This is a genomic window from Telluria beijingensis (assembly GCF_030770395.1).
GTDB lineage: Bacteria > Pseudomonadota > Gammaproteobacteria > Burkholderiales > Burkholderiaceae_D > Telluria > Telluria beijingensis.
In genome coordinates, this window is record NZ_CP132480.1 from 3328942 (window position 1) to 3348329 (window position 19388).

Genomic DNA, 19388 nt, shown 5'->3' on the forward strand with positions numbered 1-19388 from the left:
ACACGGAGCCAGCGATGACCATCCAGCCCGACCAGCTCGCCGCGCTGATGCGCGAAGTCGAACGGGAAGACCCGATCGACTTCGCCGACCTGCCCTTCCCCGAGGACGAGATGCGCGGCATCGTCGCTACCCATCTGTGCGAGATGGCGGCGGCCATGGAAAGCTTCAGCGAGGAAGACCGCACGCTGACCTTGCTGGCCGTGTCGGCCAAGCTGGTGCTGGAAAACCTGGTGCTGCATGTGCAACTGCTGCGGCGCCACGGCTTGCCGGTGGGAGAGAATGTGGAAGCCCTGCTGCAGCGGCTGCGCGGCGATGGCGACTGAATGCCGATGTAGTCATTTTTTTAACTTCCATGCCGGGCGCATCGGATAAGTTTTGCAACAACCGTATCCGTTTGTACACGGAATCGGCTGTTCCTTCAGGTATTATTTGTTGTTGAGGAATTTCGCTCATCCGGCGAAACGACCGTCTCCACTGCCTGAGGAATCCCACATGCCGCGCCATCCCACCAAGCTCACCTTCACCGCCGCCGTCCTGGCCGGCGCCATCCTGACCGGCGGCCTGGCCGGCTGCAACCGCACCCAGTCGACCGAGACCCTGCTCGCCGAAGCGGCCGAGTACCAGCAAAAAGGCGACATCAAGGCGGCCCTGATCCAGCTCAAGAATGCCGTGGCGAACAGCCCGGAAGACGGCGAAGCGCGCCTGGCGCTGGGCACGTTGCAACTGTCGAGCGGCGACCTGGCCTCGGCCGAGAAGGAACTGGGCCGCGCGCGCGCGCTCGGCGTCCCGGCCGAACGGGTGCTGCCGCTGCTGGGCCGGGCCCTGGCCCAGCAGGGCAAGGTCAAGGAACTGCTGGAACTGGTCACGCCCGAGGCGGCCGGCCAGTCGGCCCCGCTGCTGTCGCTGCGCGGCGATGCGCTGCTGGGCAGCGGCAAGGCCGACGAGGCCAAGCAGGCCTACGAGGCGGCGCTGGCCGCCAACGCCAACTCCGGCGAAGCCCTGATGGGCCTGGCGCGCCTGTCCGCAGTGCGCGGCGACCGCGATGCCGCCGTCCTCTACGTCGACCAGGCGGTGGCCAAGGATCCGAAGAATCCCGAGGTGTTCATCATGCAGGGCGCGATGCTGCGCTCGATGAACAAGCCCGACGAAGCGCTGGCCGCCTATGACAAGGCGCTGGCGCTCAAGCCGGCGCATCGCGGCGCCCACATCGAGAAAGCCAATATCGAGATCGCGCGCGGCAAGTTTGACGCGGCAAAGAAAGAAGTCGAGGCGGCGGAAAAAAATGCACCGGGCAGCCTGCTGGTGGTCTACACCCGCGCCCTGTTCGAATTCTCGCAGGGTAAACACGCGGCAGCCAGGGAAGCGCTGCTGAAGATCCTGAAGGTGGCGCCCGATCACCTGCCGAGCGTGCTGCTGGCCGGCGCATCGGAACTGGCGCTGGGCTCCACCAACCAGGCCGAGCAGCACTTGCGCAAATACCTGGAGAGCGCACCGAACAACGTGTATGCGCGTAAATTACTGGCACAGGCCCAGCTCAAGAATTCGCAGCCGGGGGCAGCCGTCGAGACGCTGGCGCCGGCCCTGAAGGACGCGTCGAAAGATGCGCAGTTGCTGGCGCTGGCCGGCGAATCGTATATGCAGGTCCGCGATTTCGACAAGGCCAGCGACTACCTGGGCCAGGCGGCCGTGCTGGCGCCACAGGCGGCGGCGGTGCGCACCTCGCTCGGCCTGTCCAAGCTGGCGCAGGGCGACAGCGCCGGCGCGTTGAGCGAACTCGAGAAGGGAGCGACGCTCGATCCGAAGTCGGTCCAGGCCACCATGGCCCTGGTGCAGACCGAAATCGGCATGAAGCGCCCTGAGAAAGCCATGGCCGCCGTGCAGGCGCTGGAGAAACAGCAGCCGGACAATCCGCAAGTGCACCAGATAAAGGGCGCGGTATACCTCTTCCAGAACAATGCCGCCGGCGCGCGCGCCGCCTTCGAGAAAGCGCTGTCCCTGCAGCCGGGCTTCCTGCCGGCCGCGACCAACCTGGCGCGCCTGGACATCCAGGAAAACAAGCCGGATGCGGCAAGGGCGCGCTTCACGGCCATCCTGGAGAAGGACAAGAACAATACCGATGCGATGACGGCGCTGGCGGCGCTGGAAATGCAGCAAAAGCGTGTTCCGGAAGCGACGACCTGGCTCGAGAAGGCCAGCGACGCCAATCCGGGCGCGCTCGGTCCCGCGCTCAGGCTCGGCGGCCACTACCTGGCGACCGACCAGGCGCCCAAGGCGCAGGCGCTGGCGCGCAAGCTGCAGACCAACCATCCGGCCGAGCCCGGGGTCATGGAACTGCTCGGACAGACCCAGGTCGCGGCCAAGGATTTCCCCGGCGCCCTGGAAACCTATGGCAAGCTGGTCACGCTCCAGCCGAAATCCGGCCTGGCCCATCTGCGCATGGCCAATGTCAACATGCTGATGAAGAACGATGCGGCGGCCGCCGCCAGCCTCCAGCGCGCCATCAGCCTGCAACCCGACCTGGTGCCGGCGCGCGCCGCCGCGGTCGAAGTGGCGCTGCGCCGCGACCGCCAGGCCGAGGCGCTGCAACTGGCGCGCGACACCCAGCGCGACTATCCGAAGCATCCGCTCGGCTATGTGCTGGAAGGCGATGCCTACCTGGTCAAGCGCCAGGGCGCCCAGGCCGCGGCGGCCTACGAGAAGGCGCTGGCGATCGCCCCGGCGACGCCGGTCGTGATCAAGCTGGCGGAAGCGCTGGGAGCAGCGGGCAAGGCGGCGGAAGGCACGCGCCGCCTGGCCGCCTGGGCCAAGGCCCATCCGAACGACCTCGGCGCCGCGCATTACCTGTCGAACGCCTACCTGGGCGCCAAGGATGCGAAGTCGGCGATCCCGGTGCTGGAAGGAATCGTCCAGCGCAGCCCGCAGGATGCGATGGCCCTGAACAACCTGGCCTGGGCCTATGGCCAGACCAGGGATGCGCGCGCCCTGGCGACCGCCGAACGGGCCGCCAGGATCGCAGGCGACAATCCGGCCATCATGGATACCCTGGGCTGGTTGCTGGTCGAGCAGGGCAATATCGAACGCGGCCTGCCGCTCCTGAAGAAAGCCGCGGCGGCCGTGCCCAATTCGCCGGAAATCAACTACCACCTCGCAGCCGGCCTGGCCAAGGCCGGCGACAAGGAAGGCGCGCGCAAGTCGCTGGACAAGCTGCTGGCCGACCACCAGGCTTTCCCTCAACGCGACGACGCGCAGTCGTTGCGCAAAACTTTATAAAGGATTAATATCCATTTAGAAATAATTAACTGTTTAGACACAGTTTGACGATTCTTGACCATCCAGTCGAGCCAAAGGACCAACCCGATGACTAGCCAGGAACAAGAGAATACAGAGGGTTTTCCTGCAGATTCCCTGACGAACAGCCGTGTTTCTGAAGAACAGGATAAGATGGCGTCCTCAGATATAGAGGACGTAATTGTGAACCAAGATTCTTTTGGAATCCGGCTTCTCGATACTGCCGAGGGACGCAATTCGGCCAGCATGCTCATCAACAAGATGTATGCATGGCGTGGTTATGCGGGCACGCACCAGGCGAGTGACGACCCGAATCGCATCGTCCTGACTGCCACCGACAAGGGCGATGTGGTCGGTACCCTGAGCCTCGGGATCGACTCCGGGATCGGGCTGATGGCCGATGAAATCTTCAAGGACGAACTGGACGGCTTGCGCCAGAATGGCGCCAAGCTGTCCGAGTTCACCAAGCTGGCGTTCGATCCCTCGGTGCGTTCCAAGGCCGCGCTGGCCAACCTGTTCCACCTGGCGGTGATCTATGCGCGCGACGTGCACCGCTGCACCGACATCGTGATCGAAGTCAATCCGCGCCACCGCGGTTTCTACAAGAAGATGCTCGGCTTCGAACAGCTCGGCGAACTCAAGACCAGTCCGCGCGTCAACGCGCCCGCCTATCTGTTGCGGGTGCGCCTCTCCTTCGCCACCGAGCAGATCCTCAAGTATGGCGGCACCTTCGCCAGCAATTCCGGCAACCGCTCCTTCTATCCCTTCTTCTTTTCCCCGCGCGAAGAGAGCGGCATCGTCGCCCGCCTGCTGCGCATGGAAAAAGACCACGTCGACTGAGCATTCGGCGGTGTCGCATCGATAACCAGGCAATGAGCACTTCTTTCGACTATGGGCGGGCCTTTGCCCGCAACCTCGGCTGGGTCACGCCCGAGGAACAGGCCGCCCTGCGCGGCAAGCGGGTGGCGATCGCGGGCGGCGGCGGCGTGGGCGGCGTGTACCTGCTGACGCTGGCGCGGCTGGGCATCGCCTCGTTCCACGTCGCCGATTTCGACACCTTTGACCTGGTCAATTTCAATCGCCAGGTCGGCGCCATGATGTCGACCCTCGACCAGCCCAAGGCCGAGGTGCTGGCGCGCATGGCGAAGGACATCAATCCCGAGATCGAGATCAAGGTGTTCGACCAGGGCATCAACCCGGACAACCTGGACAGCTTCCTGGACGGGGTCGACCTGTACGTGGACGGCCTGGACTTCTTCGCCTTCGACATCCGCCAGCGCACCTTCGCCGCCTGCGCCGCGAAGGCAATCCCGGCCACCACGGTAGCCCCGCTCGGCATGGGCGCCGCGCTGCTCAATTTCATGCCGGGCGGGATGAGTTTCGACGACTACTTCCAGTGGGGCGAGCTGCCGGAACTGGACAAGGCGATCCGCTTCGTGGTCGGACTGGCCCCGGCCGGCCTGCACCGCCCCTACCTGGTGCTGCCGTCGGCGGTCAACTTCAAGGAACGACGCGGTCCTTCGACCATCATGGCCTGCCAGCTGTGCGCAGGCATCGCCGCCACCGAGGCGCTCAAGATCCTGCTGCGGCGCGGCGAGGTCAGGGCGGCGCCGCACGGGATGCAGTTCGACGCCTACCGCAACAAGCTGACCCGCACCTGGCGCCCGGGCGGCAACCGCAACCCGCTGCACCGCCTGATGATCGCGGTGGCCCGGCGCCAGATGACGCGCGAACTCCAGGAATCGCCGCAATGACTCCCCACGACACCCTGCTCCGGATCCTCGACCTCGCGCGCTGGGCGCCCAGCGGCGACAACACCCAGCCCTGGCGCTTCGAACTGGCCGGGCCCGACCACGTGGTGGTGCACGCCAGCGATACGCGCGCCGATACCGTGTACGACCTGGACGGCCATCCGAGCCAGATCTCGGTCGGCGCGCTGCTCGAGACGATGGCCATCGCCGCCAGCGCCCACGGCCTGCGCGCCGACGCCCAGCGCCGCCCCGGCAGCCCGGACGAACAGCCGCTGTTCGACGTGCGCTTCAGCGCCGACGCCGGCATCGCGCCGAGCCCGCTGGTCGAGGCCATCACCCGCCGCAGCGTGCAGCGCCGGCCGATGAGCGCGCGGCCCCTGAGCGGCGACGAGAAGCGCGCGCTCGAAGCCGCCGTCGCCCCGGCCTACACGCTGCACTGGATCGAAGGCTTCGGACCGAAACTCGCGACCGCGCGCTTGATGTACGACAACGCCCGACTGCGCCTGACCATGCCCGAGGCCTATCAGGTGCATGCCCGCATCATCGAGTGGAATGCGCGCACCAGCCGCGACCGCGTGCCGGACCAGGCGCTGGGCGTCGATCCGGGCACCCTCAAGCTCATGAAGTGGGCCATGGTGAGCTGGGACCGGCTGTCGACCATGAACCGCCTGATGGGCACCTGGGCTCCGCGCCTGCAGATGGACCTGGTCCCAGGCCTGGCCTGCGCCGCCCACTTCGTGCTCAAGGCGCGCAACGCGCCGCGCGGCATCGACGACTACGTCGACGCGGGGCGTGCGGTGCAGCGCTTCTGGCTGACGCTGACCCACCTGGGACTCGTGATGCAACCCGAGATGACGCCGCTGATCTTTTCCAAGTACGTGCTCGACAAACGCAAGTTCACCAGCACACCCGGCCTGTTCGAGGCCGCCGAACGGCTGCGCGCGCGCGCGCAGGAACTGATCTATGCCGGTCCCGGCACCCCGGTCTACATGGGCCGGCTGGGCGCCGGCCCCCTGCCCAGGGCGCGCTCGGAACGGCGGCCGCTGGAAGAATTGCTGATCCGGCGCTGAACCTGCTACAAGCCGCGCTACGCGATCAGCGCGCAGCGCATGCTGTTCAGGCCGAAATGGCGGCGCAGGTCGCTGAAATCGTGCTTGTGCCACTCCGGCAGCCGTTGCTGCATGCGCTGCAGTTCCGCCGCAAGCTCGGGATCGGCGCCGCGGCGCGGCGCGCTTTTCAGCGCCATCATGAACGGCAGGCCGATCGTCGAATACAGCGTCGCGCGGCCGGCCAGCGGCTTGACCGCCTGGCGGAAGTCGTCCGGGTAGAACGCCGCCCGCAGCGAATTGTAGTAATCCTCGGTAAACAGCTGCGGCTGCCGGTCGGCGTACTGGTAGGCGAAATAGTCGATCGAGCGGGCCGCCTTGAGGTGGCCGAAATCGACCATGTAGACGCCGCCCCCGTCCTTCAGGATGCGCGCCACTTCGGCGTAGGTCTGGCACAGCATGTCCAGCGTCGGCAGGTGGTGCAGGGCCATGGTCGACATCACGGCATCCACCGATTTGTCGGCGAACGAGGACAGGTCGGTGATGTCGCCATGGCGGAATTCGACATTGGTCAAGCCCTGGCGTGCGATCAGTTCGCGCGCCCGTTCGAGCATCGGCGCCGACAGGTCGACCCCGATGAAGCGGGTCGCCGGATTCAGGCGCGCCACCATGGCCAGCTGGTTGGCCGGGCCGCAGGCAAGGTCGACCACCGTGTCGCCCGGGCGGATCACCTCGCACACATTCGCACAATGAAACAGGTACACGGGCGCCATCACGGCATGCTCGCGTCCCGCCTCCACATAGGCCGCCACGTTCTCCGGATCGTCCATCACCAGGTCGGGCTCGGTTACGCGCGGGCTGCGTTCGCCGGTTACCAATTCCCGGACCACGGTCTTGATCAAATTAAGGCTGGGCATCTTGTTTTTTCCTGAAGAAACAAACTGTAAAAAAATGCTGTCGGAATTTTTTACAACGCTGTGCTAGAAAGCTGAGCCGAAGTCGACAGATCAGCAGCAAGCATATGATTTTAAACGCTTTTCATAATGCTGGCACGCTGCTTGCTAGATAACATTTGCAATGATCGTCACTGGCAATACCCTGGAAGATGCGAGCGAGTTTAACTGTGCAAACATCGGCGGGCAATAAACAAATCATAAGCCGTAGCGTCATCAAAGCAGTCACCCTTGGGAATGCCCGAGTATCGAGCCCGAGACACATAGGTCAACATATACTGGAGATTCACATGTTTAATACCAAGAGCACGCTGCGTACCCTGATCGCCGGCGCCTTCCTGACCATGGCAGCAGCTGCGCAGGCAGCGCCTGTCTTCAGCGTCGATCCACGCTCGAACGGCCTGGATGTGCCTGGCATGGTCGACGGACAGGAAGTCCCGAACCTCTCGCGCGAATTCACGGCCAACACCATCAAAGGCGAGTCGTCGGCCCGTATCGAGCTGATCGAAGGCACGACCAATCGCTACACCAGCGTGGGCTGGATTCGCTACGACGCGTTCTCGAACAATGTCGGCAATACCTCGACCAATATCAACGCTCTGATCTCGGGTCTCGGCATCAACTACAGCCTGTACGCCACGTTCAACCAGACGTTCACCTGCAACGGCGCGCTGGGCACCAACGTGTCGTGCGCAATCGACGATATCGCCCTGTCGCTGTGGGCCGATGCCGGCGCCGATTCTGAATTCCGCACCGCCTCGCTGACCGCTGACGCGATCGTGATCCCGAACGGCGCCCGCGTCGAACTGGGCACCGTCACCAGCATCCTGTCGGGTGCTGCGGGCATCAACGAACTGGGCGGCGCCTTCCAGAACGTCAACTCCAACTTCATGCTGACCGAAGCCGGCAAGGCCTTCTTCGTCGAGCCTGATCCGTTCTACACCGCCGCCTTCAGCGCCTTCAACAACACCTCGTCGGGCCTGGTGTGCTCGCCGAACTGCGAAGCGCCGACGGTGGTCGCGATCACCCAGGAAAGCGGCATCACCGACTTCAACGGCGCTCCTGCCGAAGTGCCGGAACCAGGTTCGCTGGCACTGATGGGCCTGGGCCTGCTGGGCCTGGGCGCCTATCGCCGCAAGCGCCTGCAGAAGTAATCCGCGTCCGGTTTCCCGGACCACGTCGACAAGCCGCCCGGTGCAAGCCGGGCGGCTTGTTGCATTTGGCCCGCCATGTCCACGCCACAGGCCAGCCCGTCAGGCCTGTTCACCCTTGGCGTCGTCCCGTGGCGAAATGAACGCCTTGTGGAATAAATGCCGCGCCAGCATGAATGGCGGCATGCGCAGCCAGTTGCCGCGGACGTACAGCGCGAAACGCGCCGCTGCGCCGAAGCGTCCGGCGCAACTCGGATGATGCGGCGGCAGGACGCGCAGGAATAGCGCATCCATCAGGCTGCGCAGCAACGGTCCCGGACCGCCCGCGGCCGCCGCGCGCACGACCTCCGGCGGCACCGGCGTGCCCAGCATCCGCTGCAGGTAGCGCAGCGCGTAGTACAAGGGCCGCCCCAGTTGCAAGGCCTGTGCGCGTGGCGCCAGGCCTTCCCAGAAGCCCGGCTCGGCGCCGAACTGCAGCGCCAGGCGATGCAGGTCGAGCAGATCGCGCAATCCATGATCGAATTCGCCGTCGGAAAACAGATGCACCGCACTGTGCAGGAACATATCGTGTGGCGCCAGCATGAACAGCCCGGGCTCGCCGGCGACCGGGATGGCCGCCGCGCGCAACAGGTCCGGGTCGGGCCGTTCGGCCGCGGTTTCGGGCAGGATCGCATGATGCACGTCGATCGCATTGCCGCGCCGTACATGCACCATCGGCGGAATCTCGTGCATCCACTCGCGGTAGTAACGCTGGTCGTAGGGATCGTGGTGGGCACTGGCCCAGCCGTGCAGCATCAGCGCCGCTTCGACCTCGTCCAGGCGTGGCTTGGGCACGAGGATATCGATGTCCGTGAACAGGCGGCCGCGACCGGCGTCGAGCCCGGCCATGGCATACGCACCGCCCTTGAGCAGGATCAGCGGCACATCGAGCCCGGCCAAGGCCGCGACGATGCGCGCCACTTCGTAGCGCACGCCGCGCGCATGGTTGGACGCGGCCAGGCGGGTCCATTCCAGGTGCTCGCGCGGCGCGGCGGGAACGGCAGCGAGCAGGCCCGCGTCCTCCAGCAGGTACAGCATGCTCACCAGCAGATTGGCATTGGCGGCCTGGCGCAGCAGCAGGTCCCACTGCGCCAGGTCCAGCGCCAGTACCTCCTGCGGCGAGCGCAGTACCCGCACCAGGAGCGGCAGGGATTCGGGAACGCTCATGGCGCTTCTCCCGCCAGGGCGTCGAACACGGCCATCGCTTCGTCGAGCTTGCTGTAGCGGAAGGTATACCCGGCGCTGCGCTGCGCCAGACCGGCCAGGGTGTCGAAACCCCTGGCGCCGAGCAGCGTGTAGTTGAAGGCGTTGTCGGCCACGCGCATGAACAGGCGCGCGCGCGTCACCGGTTCAAGTTCGGCCGGCGCGCCGTCTTCCCACTGCGGGAACACGATCGCATGCGGCACGACCGCTTCGCCCGCGCGGCGGATGCTGTCGCCTGGCGCGCGCATCAGCCCGACCGTGCCCTTCATCGTGCCGTGCACCACGGAGCCGAACACGGCCTCGGGGGCGAACGCGCGAATCACCTCGATCGAGCGGTTCTTGAGGCTGACCGGACGCGGCACCGGCACCAGCAGCCCGTCCGCGTGCCGCACCAGCGCCAGCTCGTCCGACAGCAGGCGCCAGCCGCGGCAGACCAGGGCGGCGCACAGCGTGCTCTTGCCCGAACCCGGCGGGGCCGGCAGGATGATGCCGCGGCCATGCTTTTCGACCACCGCGGCGTGCACGATCAGGTAGCCATGAGCGCGGTTCGACACGCACCAGTTCATCATCCATTCGCAGAATGGCTGCGCCTGCGCCACGGGCAGCGGCTTGAAAGGGAATTTGCCGTCCTGCTCGAAGCGGACCTGGGGCCGCCACCAGCGGCGGATGCCGCCCGGCTGGCCCAGGTCGAGATGGAAGTCGGCGAAGCCGCCCGCTTCGTTCAGCGGGTAGTCCGCATACAGCACCGCCAGGCCGGCGGCCAGGTGCGGGATGTTCGAGTGGATGCGATTGGCGAAGGGGCCGGTCTGGACATCGAGGCCGGGGCCGCTCAGGCGCGCGCGCAACTGCGCCGGCGCCAGGGACGACACGGTCAGCATGGTTCGATCAGGTCGAGTGCATGCAGGTCGGCAAGCAGGTCGGCCAGCTGCTCGCGATCGAGCGCCGCGTCGGCCGCAGCATCGGCGCCATCGACACCATCGTCGCGGGCTTCGGCAGCGAGTTCGGCATCCAGTGCCGACGCCAGGCCGGGAATGTCGTCAGGCGCGGCCGCGAGCCGCTCGAGGAGCCACAAGGCGACCGGTGACAGCAGGTGGGTGGCGCCGGACAGGTCGTTGAACAGCACCGCTTCGCCGTCCCATTCCCGCCGCCGCAACGACTGCCCCGCGCTCACGCGCCAGGGCCGGGAACCATCAAACAAGATACGTCGTTTCCAGGTAGGCGCGCACTTGGCTGGCGGACCAATAGACCTTGGGCATGGGCGAGTAGAACTGGCGGGTTTGCAGATCGTTCCACATCTTGAACAATCTCGTTTCGTCCAGCACGGTCACATTGCCCGCCAGGATATTGAAGTAGGTCGTCGCCATGGCGCGTCCGACATATTTACGATAATCGTTCTTCTTATCGTATCCCCGCAAGATATCGATGAGCTTGACGTTGGCATATTTGGCGTCGTAGCACCGGAACAGCTGGCCGAATTTGATGTCTTCAGCACATGGCCAGCGCTTCGACAATTTGGCCCATTGCTCCGGCGTCAGTCCCCTGCAACGTCCTTTTTCGACATAGTTGCTGTTGCCGCCATGCGACAACGATGCCGCCGAAGGCGCGACGCATTGCGGGCTGGTGGCCATGGCCACCCTGCTTTCCAGCGTGAGCAGCACGCCGGCAGCGCCGAGACCGACCTTGCCCAGACGGCGGCGGCCAGCATTCGCTACCGGTATCGGGGGCGGCGGAAGGTCATCGTATGGTTGTGGTTCGGTCGACATAGTCATTTCCTGGAAAGGGGCTCTTTGGCGCAATAGCACTATCAGCAATTACCATGCCGAGGGATTTCAGGCAGGAAAAAACCTTTACAAAACAGCCACCTACCCGCCCCGCATGGTGACGATCACCCTCATTATAGTAATGAATTCCGACTAGCTGTAAGAAAACTCGACAGTTAGAAATAGCTTTCCGGAATTACGAGGATGTCGCCAGGACGCATCATCATGTTCGCCGAGATGTCGCCATCCTTGATGAGGTCATCGAGCCGTACGGTCAATTTTTCCTGCTTGCCATCGACCGTGCGAACGATGCTGGCCTTGTTACCCGCTGCGAATTCCGTCACGCCACCGACTGCGATCAGGACATCCATCAACGACATCTCGCGGCGGTACGGCAGCGCTTGCGGACGTGCGGCCTGGCCGATCACGCGAATCTGGTCGCTGAAATTGCCCACGAACTGGGTCACGACCACCGTAACCACCGGCTGCTGGATGAACTTGGCCAGCGCGCCTTCGATATCGCGCGCCAGCTGGGTCGAGGTCTTGCCGGCGGCCGGCAGGTCTTCGACCAGCGGCGTGGTGATCTTGCCGTCCGGACGCACCGGGACCGACATCGATACTTCAGGGTTACGCCAGACGATGATATTGACCGAATCGCCAGGTCCGATCAGGTAATCGGGATTGATCGGGGCCAGCGCGGCGGCGGGCGGCGCCGGCGGCGTGGCGCAGGCACCCAGCAGCAGCAGGCAGGCGATCGCGCCGGCTTTGGCCAAGGTATTGGTCAGATAGCTCATCTTGCTCACGTTCACTCCTTCGTGCCGTGGCACGGCATTCGCCGCGCACCACTTGCTTGTTAAAAATTGTTATTTCACCATCAAAACGCCGTTATTGTATATCAGAGTCTTGTAGGAAACGCCGCGCACACATGAATTTGTTGCAACGACCACCACAGCCATGGCCTCACGGCGCTTGGGTACGTTGCAGCAGGACGTGCACGTGACGCGCCGGGATCGCATAGGTGATGCCGCTCGGGTTGGTAATGGCATTCTCCTTCAAACCCTTGACGAATACCATATTAATAACGGCCACGACCACGCCGGTATCGGGGTCGTACACCGGGCTGCCGCTATTGCCGGGATAGGCCGTACCGTCGAGCTGGTAGATCGTGAACGGCGCGCGCTGCAGCTGGGCGATCGCACGCGCGTCGAGCTTGCGCGCGTTGAGCGAGGGGCGGACGATCGGCGTGATGGCGGCCAGGCCAGCACGGTGGGTCGCCGGATACAGGCCGAGCACCATGCCGAGCGGGAAACCGGTGAATGCCAGCGCCTGGCCTTCGCGCACCTCGTCCCTGTCGGCCAGGCGCAGCGCCGGTAGCGGCGTCCCGCTCAGGCGCAGGTGGGCCAGGTCGTGGTCGCGGTCGACGGCGACCACGGTCGCCGGCCGGAACACGGTATCGCTGCCATCGGCGCCGGCGCGCACCACCACGCCCAGCGCTTCCTTGCGCGCCCCGTCCAACAGGTCGGGCACCACGTGGGCATTGGTGATGACGCTCAGGCCGTCGCCGACCACGAAGCCGGTCCCGGAAAACGCGACCGCCGGGCTGCGCGTCTGCAGGTGGGTGCCGACGCCGACGACCGAGGGCTTGACCAGGGCCACCGTCTCCGGCAGCGACGCGGCCACGGCCGCAGTAGCGCTGGCGGCGGCAGCGGCCAGCGCCAGCATGAGGCCGCAGAGTCGGCCAGGACTGAATAAGGGATTCATAAGGAGTTCATCTTGTTCGCGTACATCTTCTTGCACAGCTAGCCAATCGTGCAAGGGATTTCAGAAGTAAGACATTAGAATAACGATGTTTTACTACAGGCAATTTATTGAATGCAATATCTTGACGGTGAAGACGATCCCGCGCACTTGCCTCGCTCGCATCCTGGGAATCGCCGTCCGTTACAAAGTTTCGCAAAAAGCAAGAAGCAAAATCGCCGAATGTTTGCGATAATGCAACGTTATAGGCTCTTGAAGCCGAGTATTGTCGTTTGTTCTGTTGTTCTGAGGAATATTTGTTGTAGCAAGATAGCATTGGCTGCCGTATTTTCTGGATTTGCCATCATGCAATTGCAATTGCACAGACTACAAGCGATCATGCAGGATGTTTTATTGACCGAGTCCGGCAACGGACCTTGACTGGCGAGACCCCAAAAGATGGCCGACATCATAGCCTTGATTCTGAATTTCCTGAAAGCACTCGGAAAATACCGCTGGCATGCGGTTGCCATTACCTGGGTGGTGGCGATCGCCGGATGGATCGTCGTGCTTGCCCTGCCCAACCAGTATGAAGCCTCGGCCCGGGTGTACGTCGATACCCAGAGCATCCTGCGGCCGCTGATGGCAGGCATGACCACCATGCCCGCGATGGAACAGCAGGTGCTGTTCATGCGCCGCACGCTGTTCAGCCGCCCGAACGTGGAACGCGTGGTGCGCGAGGTCGATCTCGACGTTGGCGCCAAGAACAGCAAGGAATTCGACAGGATCGTCGATAATCTGATGTCAAGCATCAAGATGGCGGGCACCGAGCGCGACGATATCTACACCATCAGCTATACCGCGACCAGCGCCAAGCTGGGCCGCGACGTGGTGCAGGCCTTCCTGACCATCTTCGTCGAAGGCAGTTTCAGCGGCAAGCGCCAGGATTCCGAGAAAGCGGTCCAGTTCATCGACGACCAGATCCGCGGCTACGAAGAGCGCCTGACCAATGCCGAGAACGCGCTCAAGGAATTCAAGATCAAGCACATGGGCATGTTGCCGAACCAGGGCGCCGACTACAACTCGCGCATGATGTCCACCACGGAAGCGCTGAACCAGGCGCGCCTGGAACTGTCCGAGGCCGAGCAGGCGCGCAACGCGATCCGGCGCCAGATCTCGGGCGACACCCGCAGCGCACCCGGCCAGCGTCCGCTGCCGATCCCGACCGACCCCGCGCTCGACGAGCGCATCACGAGCGTCAACAAGACCCTCGACGCCCTGCGCACCCAGTACACCGAACAGCATCCCGACATCGTCGCCAACCGCCGCCTGCTGGAACAGCTGCTGGCGCGCCGGGCCGAAGATGCCAAGAACGCGAAGCCGAGCGCCGACCCGGGCGCCAGCTACAGCCCCATGCTGCAGCAGCTGAACGTGGCCCTGTCCGAAGCCGAGGCGCGGGTGGCTTCGCTGCAGGCGCGCGTGAACGAATACAGCGCGCGCGCGGCCAGCCTGCGCGGCCAGAGCGCCCAGGTGCCGGAAATCGAAGCCCAGCTCGCCCAGCTCAACCGCGATTACGAAGTCAACCGCGAGAACTACCAGAAACTGGTCGAGCGCCGCGAGTCGGCCAAGCTGTCGGGCGACCTGTCGTCGGCCACCGACATGCTCAGCTTCCGCGTGATCGATCCGCCGCTGGCCCCGGCCACCCCGTCCGGACCGAACCGCCTGCAGCTGTTCACCGCGGTCTTCGTCGCCGCGCTCGCCGCCGGCCTGGCGGGCGCCTTCCTGCTGAGCCAAGTGCGTCCGACCTTCCTGAGCCAGGCCTCGCTGCGCGAAGTCACGGGCCTGCCGATCCTGGGCGCGATCAGCATGAACTGGACCGCCGAGCAGACCGTGCTGCGCAAGCGCCGCCTGTACGGCCTGGCGGCCTCGGTGCTGCTGCTGTTCGGCGCCTATGGCGCCGGCCTGACGGCCATCCTCGTGCTTCCCCTGTAAGGCTGTATCAAGGAGCGAATGTGAGCATTATCGAAAAAGCGGCCAGCCGCATCGACCAGCAGCGCCAAGCCGCTGCCCCCGCCGGCGCCGGCCAGTCCGCCGCCCCCGACACCTTCGACGCCCAGCCCGCAGTGGATGGCGCGCCCGCAGCCGCGCATCCGGCGACGCCCGTTGTCGACGCCGCCGCGCAGGCGCCCGCACCCGCGCCACGGCGTTCGGCGACGCGCAAGGTGGAACTGGACCTGGAACGCATGCGCCAGCTCGGGATGGTGACCGCGGCCGGCGGCCGCACCAACCTGCTGGAAGAATTCCGCATCATCAAGCGCCCGCTGCTCAAGCGCGCCTTCACGCCGCGCGAGCCGCAGGCGAATCCCGGCAACCTGATCATGATCACCAGCTCGCTGCCGGGCGAAGGCAAGACCTACAGCTCGATCAACCTGGCGATGAGCATCGCCATGGAACTGGACCATACCGTGCTGCTGGTCGATGCCGACGTGGCGCGTCCCTCCGTGATGCGCACCCTCGGCCTGCCGGCGCAGCGCGGCCTGATGGACATCCTGCTCAACGACAGTCTCGACATGTCGGAAGTGCTGCTGCGCACCAACGTCGACACCCTGTCCATCTTGCCGGCCGGCACCGCTTCGCCGCACGCCACCGAACTGCTGGCCAGTTCGGCGATGACCAGCCTGGTCAAGGAACTGGCCAGCCGCTACCCCGACCGCGTGATCATCTTCGACTCGCCGCCGCTGCTGCTGACCAGCGAGTCGCGCGAGCTAGCCAGCCACATGGGCCAGATCGTGGTCGTGGTGGAAGCCCAGACCACGACCCAGCATGCGGTCAACGACGCGCTGCAACGCCTGGAAGGCTTCGACAACGTCAACCTCATCTACAACAAGACAAGGGACATTCCGGGGATCGAAGAAACGTATGACTATCACTATGGTGGCTGAACCCCGGCGCGCGTCCCGCCGCGTCCGTGTCCTGCCGCGCCTGCTCCCACTGGCGGCCGCCATGCTGGCGGCCGCGCCAGCCCACGCCCAATGGACGGTGGACCCCAGGGTCAGCCTGCTCGAAACCTATACCGACAACGTCGACCTGCGCGACGACGACCTGGCCAGGTCGCAGTGGGTCACCGAATTGCGGCCGTCGATCGCGGTCGCCGGCCAGAGCCGGCGCCTGAAGGTCGCCGCCGCCGCCAACTGGCACCAGTATGCCTACAGCGACAAGTCCAGGGTGATCAGTCCGACCGACAGCCGGAGCAGCTACTCGGCCGACCTGCAAGGCACCGTCGTCGACCAGATGCTGTACGTGGACGCTTCGGCCAACCGCAGCAGGTCGAACATCCTGCCCTTCGGCCCCGGGGTCGAGGGCAATCCGTTCTCGCGCGACAACCAGACCGACGTCAAGAGCTGGAGCGTCAGTCCCTACCTGGTGCGCCGCCTCGGCCGCGACGCCACCATGCAGCTGCGCTATACGCGCGACTCGGTCGATTCGGGGGAGCGCAGGCTGTTCGGCAGCAGCACCGGCGACACCGTGATGCTCAACCTGGCCAGCAGCGCCGAACTGCGCGCGGTCGGCTGGGGCTTCAACTACATGCGCCAGGACATCGACAACCGCCTGGTCGGCGAATCCTCGTCCGAAACCGTGAACGCCTCGCTGCGCTACCGCTACTCGCGCACCTGGACCGCGACCACGACGGCCGGCTACGACCGCTACGACTTCGAGGGCCCCGGTCCCGACACGTCCGGCCGCAACTGGTCGGTCGGCGGGATCTGGACGCCGAGCGCGCGCACCAGCGTGCAGGCCGCGATCGGACGCCACCTGTATGGCAAGACCGGCTCGCTGTCGGCGACGGTGCGCGCGCGCCGCACGGTGTGGGACATCCAGTACGGCGACTCGATCACCTCGTCGCGCTCGCAATACCTGCTGCCGGCCGCGGTCGACACCGCCGCCATGCTCGACCGCCTGTTCGGCAGCCTGTTCCCCGACGCGCTGGAGCGCGAGCGCGCGGTCGCGGCCTATATGCAGGCCAACGGCTTGCCGAGCAGCCTGGCCAACAACATCAATTACCTGAGCAACCGCTATGCGCGCGAAAAGGCATTGCGCGCCTCGGTGGCCTGGCGTCTGGCGCGCGGCACCGCGCTGGCGAGCGCCTATCGCACCGAACGGCGGGCCGTGTCCGACCAGCAGAGCGACAGCCCGCTGCTGGGCAACTCGCTGTCTTCGCTCAACGACAACGTGCGCCTGCACGGCGGCAGCCTGAAATACGTCCATCGCCTCACGCCGCGCGCGCAGTTGCAGACCGGCGCCGACTACCGCTACAGCGAATCGCTCACCACCGGCATCGAGTCGCGCGAGCGCCTGTTCTACGTGCGGCTCGACCGCGACCTCGGCCGTCACCTGAAAGGCAGCCTGGAAGCGCGCCGCCGCAACGGCGGCGCCGACTTCGCCGGCCGCCGCGACTACACCGAGAATGCCCTGACCGCCCAACTGTTCATGACGTTTTAAGCGAAAAGAGCCTACAGATGTACGAATCCTATTACGGCCTGTCGGCCAAGCCCTTCCAGCTGCGCCCGGACCCGCATTTCTTCTTCGGCTCCAAGGGCCACAAGCGCGCCATGGCCTATCTCGAATACGGCTTGTCGCAGGGCGAGGGCTTCATCGTCATCACCGGCGAGGTCGGCGCCGGCAAGACGACCCTGGTGCGCAACCTGCTGGGCCGCATCGCGCTCGACCAGATCGTGGCCGCCCACATCGTCAACACCAGCCTCGATCCGGAAGACACGCTGCGCATGGTGGTGTCGGCCTTCGGCCTGGCCTACGAGGGCGCCAGCAAGGCCGAGCTGCTCAACCGCCTCGAACAGTTCCTGCGCAGCGTCGACCGCCAGGGCAAGCGCGCCTTGCTGGTGATCGACGAGGCCCAGAACCTGAACGCGCGCACGGTCGAGGAATTGCGCATGCTGTCCAACTTCCAGACCGACGACCGTTCGCTGCTGCAGACCTTCCTGCTGGGCCAGCCGGAGTTTCGCGCCACCCTGCACAGCCCCACCATGCAGCAGCTGCGCCAGCGCGTGATCGCCAGCTACCACCTGGGACCGATGGATGCGCAAGAGACCCGCGCCTATGTCGAGCACCGCCTGGCCACGGTCGGCTGGAAGGGCGACCCGGCCTTCGACGACGAGGCCCACGCCGCGATCTTTGCCTACAGCGGCGGCATCCCGCGCAAGACCAATACCCTGATGGACCGGGTGCTCCTGATGGGCTACCTGGAAGAGCTGCACGGCTTCACCGGCGCCCATGTCGGCGAAGTCGTGCGCGACATCTCGGACGAATTCCAGGCCCCGGACGGGCTGGGCGAGCCGGATCCGGCATCGATCCGGCCGGCCGCCGGCCAGCACGACCTGCAGCATGGCGAACGCCGCAGCGCCAGCGTCGAACAGCTCGACGAGCGCATGATGCGGCTCGAGAAATCGATCGTGTCGGTGCTGTCGATCCTGAAGAAGATCGCCGCCACGCCGTCCGGCGCGGCGCCGCGCCACATGGACAACCAGGACTGACCTTCCAGGAAAGGACATGGAATGAAAATGAGCGCTCCCGCAGCCCGCCCGCGTCCCGCGCCGGGCGAGAAGATCCGCAATGCGATGACCTGCGACGTCGAGGATTACTTCCAGGTCTCGGCCTTCGCCCCCTATATCGACCGCGCCAGCTGGCCGACCCGCGAGTGCCGGGTCGAAGCCAATATGGAACGCATCCTGGCCCTGTACGAACGCCACGGCGTGCGCGCGACCTTCTTCACCCTGGGCTGGATCGCCGAGCGCTATCCCGCCATGGTGCGCCGCATCGTCGCCGCCGGCCATGAACTGGCCAGCCACGGCTACGGCCACCTGCGCGCCTCGGACCAGAGCCGGGCCGAGTTCGACAACGACATCCGCTCCAGCAAGGCGCTGCTGGAAGACATCGGCGGCCAGGCCGTGGTGGGCTACCGCGCCCCCAGCTTCTCGATCGGCCACGCCAACCTGTGGGCGCTCGACGCGCTGCACGAGGCCGGCTACAGATACAGCTCGAGCATCTACCCGATCGCCCACGACCACTACGGCATGCCGGACGCGCCGCGCTTCGCCTTCTACCCGAACGGCCCGGACGGCCTGCTGGAAGTGCCGATCACCACCGTCAAGCTGGCGGGGCGCAACCTGCCGGCCGGCGGCGGCGGCTACTTCCGCCTGCTGCCGTATGCCCTGTCGCGCTGGATGATGGACAAGGTCAACCGCGAAGACCGCGAGCCGGCCCTGTTCTACTTCCATCCGTGGGAAGTCGATCCCGGCCAGCCGCGTCCCGAAGGCCTGGGCGCCAAGGCGCGCTTTCGCCACTACGTGAACATCGGCCGCATGGAACGCCGCCTGGAAGCCCTGGCGCGCGACTTCGCATGGGACCGGATGGACGCGATCTTCCTGGAACGACGCTGATGTCG

19 protein-coding genes are annotated in these 19388 nt (G+C 65.4%); 12 read left to right on the forward strand and 7 right to left on the reverse strand.

The genetic code is table 11. From position 1 onward, the window contains the following. Window positions 1-14: 14 nt before the first annotated feature. From Q9246_RS14760 to Q9246_RS14780, 5 genes are all read left to right on the forward strand, one after another. Window positions 15-323, forward strand: coding sequence for a hypothetical protein (locus Q9246_RS14760; protein WP_306391327.1), 309 nt, complete (start codon window positions 15-17; stop codon window positions 321-323). A 169-nt stretch (window positions 324-492) separates the two neighbouring features. Then, on the forward strand, window positions 493-3270 hold the full coding sequence (gene prsT, locus Q9246_RS14765; RefSeq protein WP_306391328.1) for an XrtA/PEP-CTERM system TPR-repeat protein PrsT: 2778 nt from the start codon (window positions 493-495) through the stop codon (window positions 3268-3270). 264 nt (window positions 3271-3534) lie between these two features. Beyond that, window positions 3535-4128: a GNAT family N-acetyltransferase gene (locus Q9246_RS14770; RefSeq protein WP_306391329.1), complete on the forward strand. Its 594-nt coding sequence runs from the start codon at window positions 3535-3537 to the stop codon at window positions 4126-4128. Window positions 4129-4160: 32 nt separating this feature from the next. Next, window positions 4161-5042, forward strand: a complete 882-nt coding sequence (locus Q9246_RS14775) for a ThiF family adenylyltransferase (protein ID WP_306391330.1) — start codon at window positions 4161-4163, stop codon at window positions 5040-5042. Further along, complete coding sequence (locus Q9246_RS14780; RefSeq protein ID WP_306391331.1) at window positions 5039-6109, forward strand: nitroreductase family protein; 1071 nt, start codon at window positions 5039-5041, stop codon at window positions 6107-6109. The genes Q9246_RS14775 and Q9246_RS14780 overlap by 4 nt, the downstream gene beginning before the upstream one ends. Window positions 6110-6126: 17 nt before the next feature. Here the strand turns inward: Q9246_RS14780 and Q9246_RS14785 are convergent, their stop codons facing one another. Then, window positions 6127-7002 carry a class I SAM-dependent methyltransferase gene (locus tag Q9246_RS14785; RefSeq protein WP_306391332.1) on the reverse strand — a complete coding sequence of 292 codons (876 nt, stop codon included), beginning with the start codon at window positions 7000-7002 and terminating at the stop codon, window positions 6127-6129. 326 nt (window positions 7003-7328) lie between these two features. On the opposite strand from Q9246_RS14785, the gene pepA reads away from it, so the two are divergent. Continuing rightward, a complete protein-coding gene (gene pepA, locus Q9246_RS14790) occupies window positions 7329-8192 on the forward strand; it encodes a flocculation-associated PEP-CTERM protein PepA (protein WP_306391333.1) in 864 nt (287 codons plus the stop codon). 99 nt (window positions 8193-8291) lie between these two features. Here the strand turns inward: pepA and Q9246_RS14795 are convergent, their stop codons facing one another. From Q9246_RS14795 to Q9246_RS14820, 6 genes are all read right to left on the reverse strand, one after another. After that, window positions 8292-9395 carry a nucleotidyltransferase domain-containing protein gene (locus Q9246_RS14795; RefSeq protein ID WP_306391334.1) on the reverse strand — a complete coding sequence of 368 codons (1104 nt, stop codon included), beginning with the start codon at window positions 9393-9395 and terminating at the stop codon, window positions 8292-8294. Further along, window positions 9392-10309: an HprK-related kinase A gene (locus tag Q9246_RS14800; protein ID WP_306391335.1), complete on the reverse strand. Its 918-nt coding sequence runs from the start codon at window positions 10307-10309 to the stop codon at window positions 9392-9394. The genes Q9246_RS14795 and Q9246_RS14800 overlap by 4 nt, the downstream gene beginning before the upstream one ends. Beyond that, the gene (locus Q9246_RS14805; RefSeq protein WP_306391336.1) at window positions 10303-10629 is read right to left on the reverse strand and encodes an HPr-rel-A system PqqD family peptide chaperone; all 327 of its coding nucleotides are present in this window, start codon (window positions 10627-10629) and stop codon (window positions 10303-10305) included. Before Q9246_RS14805 ends, Q9246_RS14800 begins: the two co-directional genes overlap by 7 nt. Continuing rightward, entirely contained in the window at window positions 10622-11194 is a 573-nt protein-coding gene (locus Q9246_RS14810) for a hypothetical protein (protein ID WP_306391337.1), read from the reverse strand. The genes Q9246_RS14805 and Q9246_RS14810 overlap by 8 nt, the downstream gene beginning before the upstream one ends. 173 nt (window positions 11195-11367) lie before the next feature. Beyond that, window positions 11368-11985: an XrtA/PEP-CTERM system exopolysaccharide export protein gene (locus tag Q9246_RS14815; protein ID WP_306398184.1), complete on the reverse strand. Its 618-nt coding sequence runs from the start codon at window positions 11983-11985 to the stop codon at window positions 11368-11370. Window positions 11986-12151: 166 nt separating this feature from the next. Beyond that, complete coding sequence (locus tag Q9246_RS14820) at window positions 12152-12952, reverse strand: S1 family peptidase (RefSeq protein ID WP_306391339.1); 801 nt, start codon at window positions 12950-12952, stop codon at window positions 12152-12154. A 111-nt stretch (window positions 12953-13063) separates the two neighbouring features. On the opposite strand from Q9246_RS14820, the gene Q9246_RS14825 reads away from it, so the two are divergent. From Q9246_RS14825 to Q9246_RS14850, 6 genes are read left to right on the forward strand one after another with little or no spacing between them, the layout of a single operon-like run. Beyond that, window positions 13064-13369, forward strand: a complete 306-nt coding sequence (locus Q9246_RS14825; protein ID WP_306391340.1) for a hypothetical protein — start codon at window positions 13064-13066, stop codon at window positions 13367-13369. An 18-nt stretch (window positions 13370-13387) separates the two neighbouring features. Next, window positions 13388-14920: an XrtA system polysaccharide chain length determinant gene (locus Q9246_RS14830; RefSeq protein ID WP_306391342.1), complete on the forward strand. Its 1533-nt coding sequence runs from the start codon at window positions 13388-13390 to the stop codon at window positions 14918-14920. A 20-nt stretch (window positions 14921-14940) separates the two neighbouring features. Beyond that, entirely contained in the window at window positions 14941-15870 is a 930-nt protein-coding gene (locus Q9246_RS14835) for an XrtA-associated tyrosine autokinase (RefSeq protein WP_306391344.1), read from the forward strand. Continuing rightward, a complete protein-coding gene (locus tag Q9246_RS14840) occupies window positions 15848-17428 on the forward strand; it encodes a TIGR03016 family PEP-CTERM system-associated outer membrane protein (RefSeq protein ID WP_306391345.1) in 1581 nt (526 codons plus the stop codon). Before Q9246_RS14835 ends, Q9246_RS14840 begins: the two co-directional genes overlap by 23 nt. A gap of 17 nt (window positions 17429-17445) precedes the next feature. Further along, on the forward strand, window positions 17446-18477 hold the full coding sequence (locus Q9246_RS14845; RefSeq protein WP_306391347.1) for an XrtA/PEP-CTERM system-associated ATPase: 1032 nt from the start codon (window positions 17446-17448) through the stop codon (window positions 18475-18477). Window positions 18478-18498: 21 nt separating this feature from the next. Next, on the forward strand, window positions 18499-19383 hold the full coding sequence (locus Q9246_RS14850; protein WP_306391348.1) for an XrtA system polysaccharide deacetylase: 885 nt from the start codon (window positions 18499-18501) through the stop codon (window positions 19381-19383). Window positions 19384-19388: the final 5 nt, after the last annotated feature.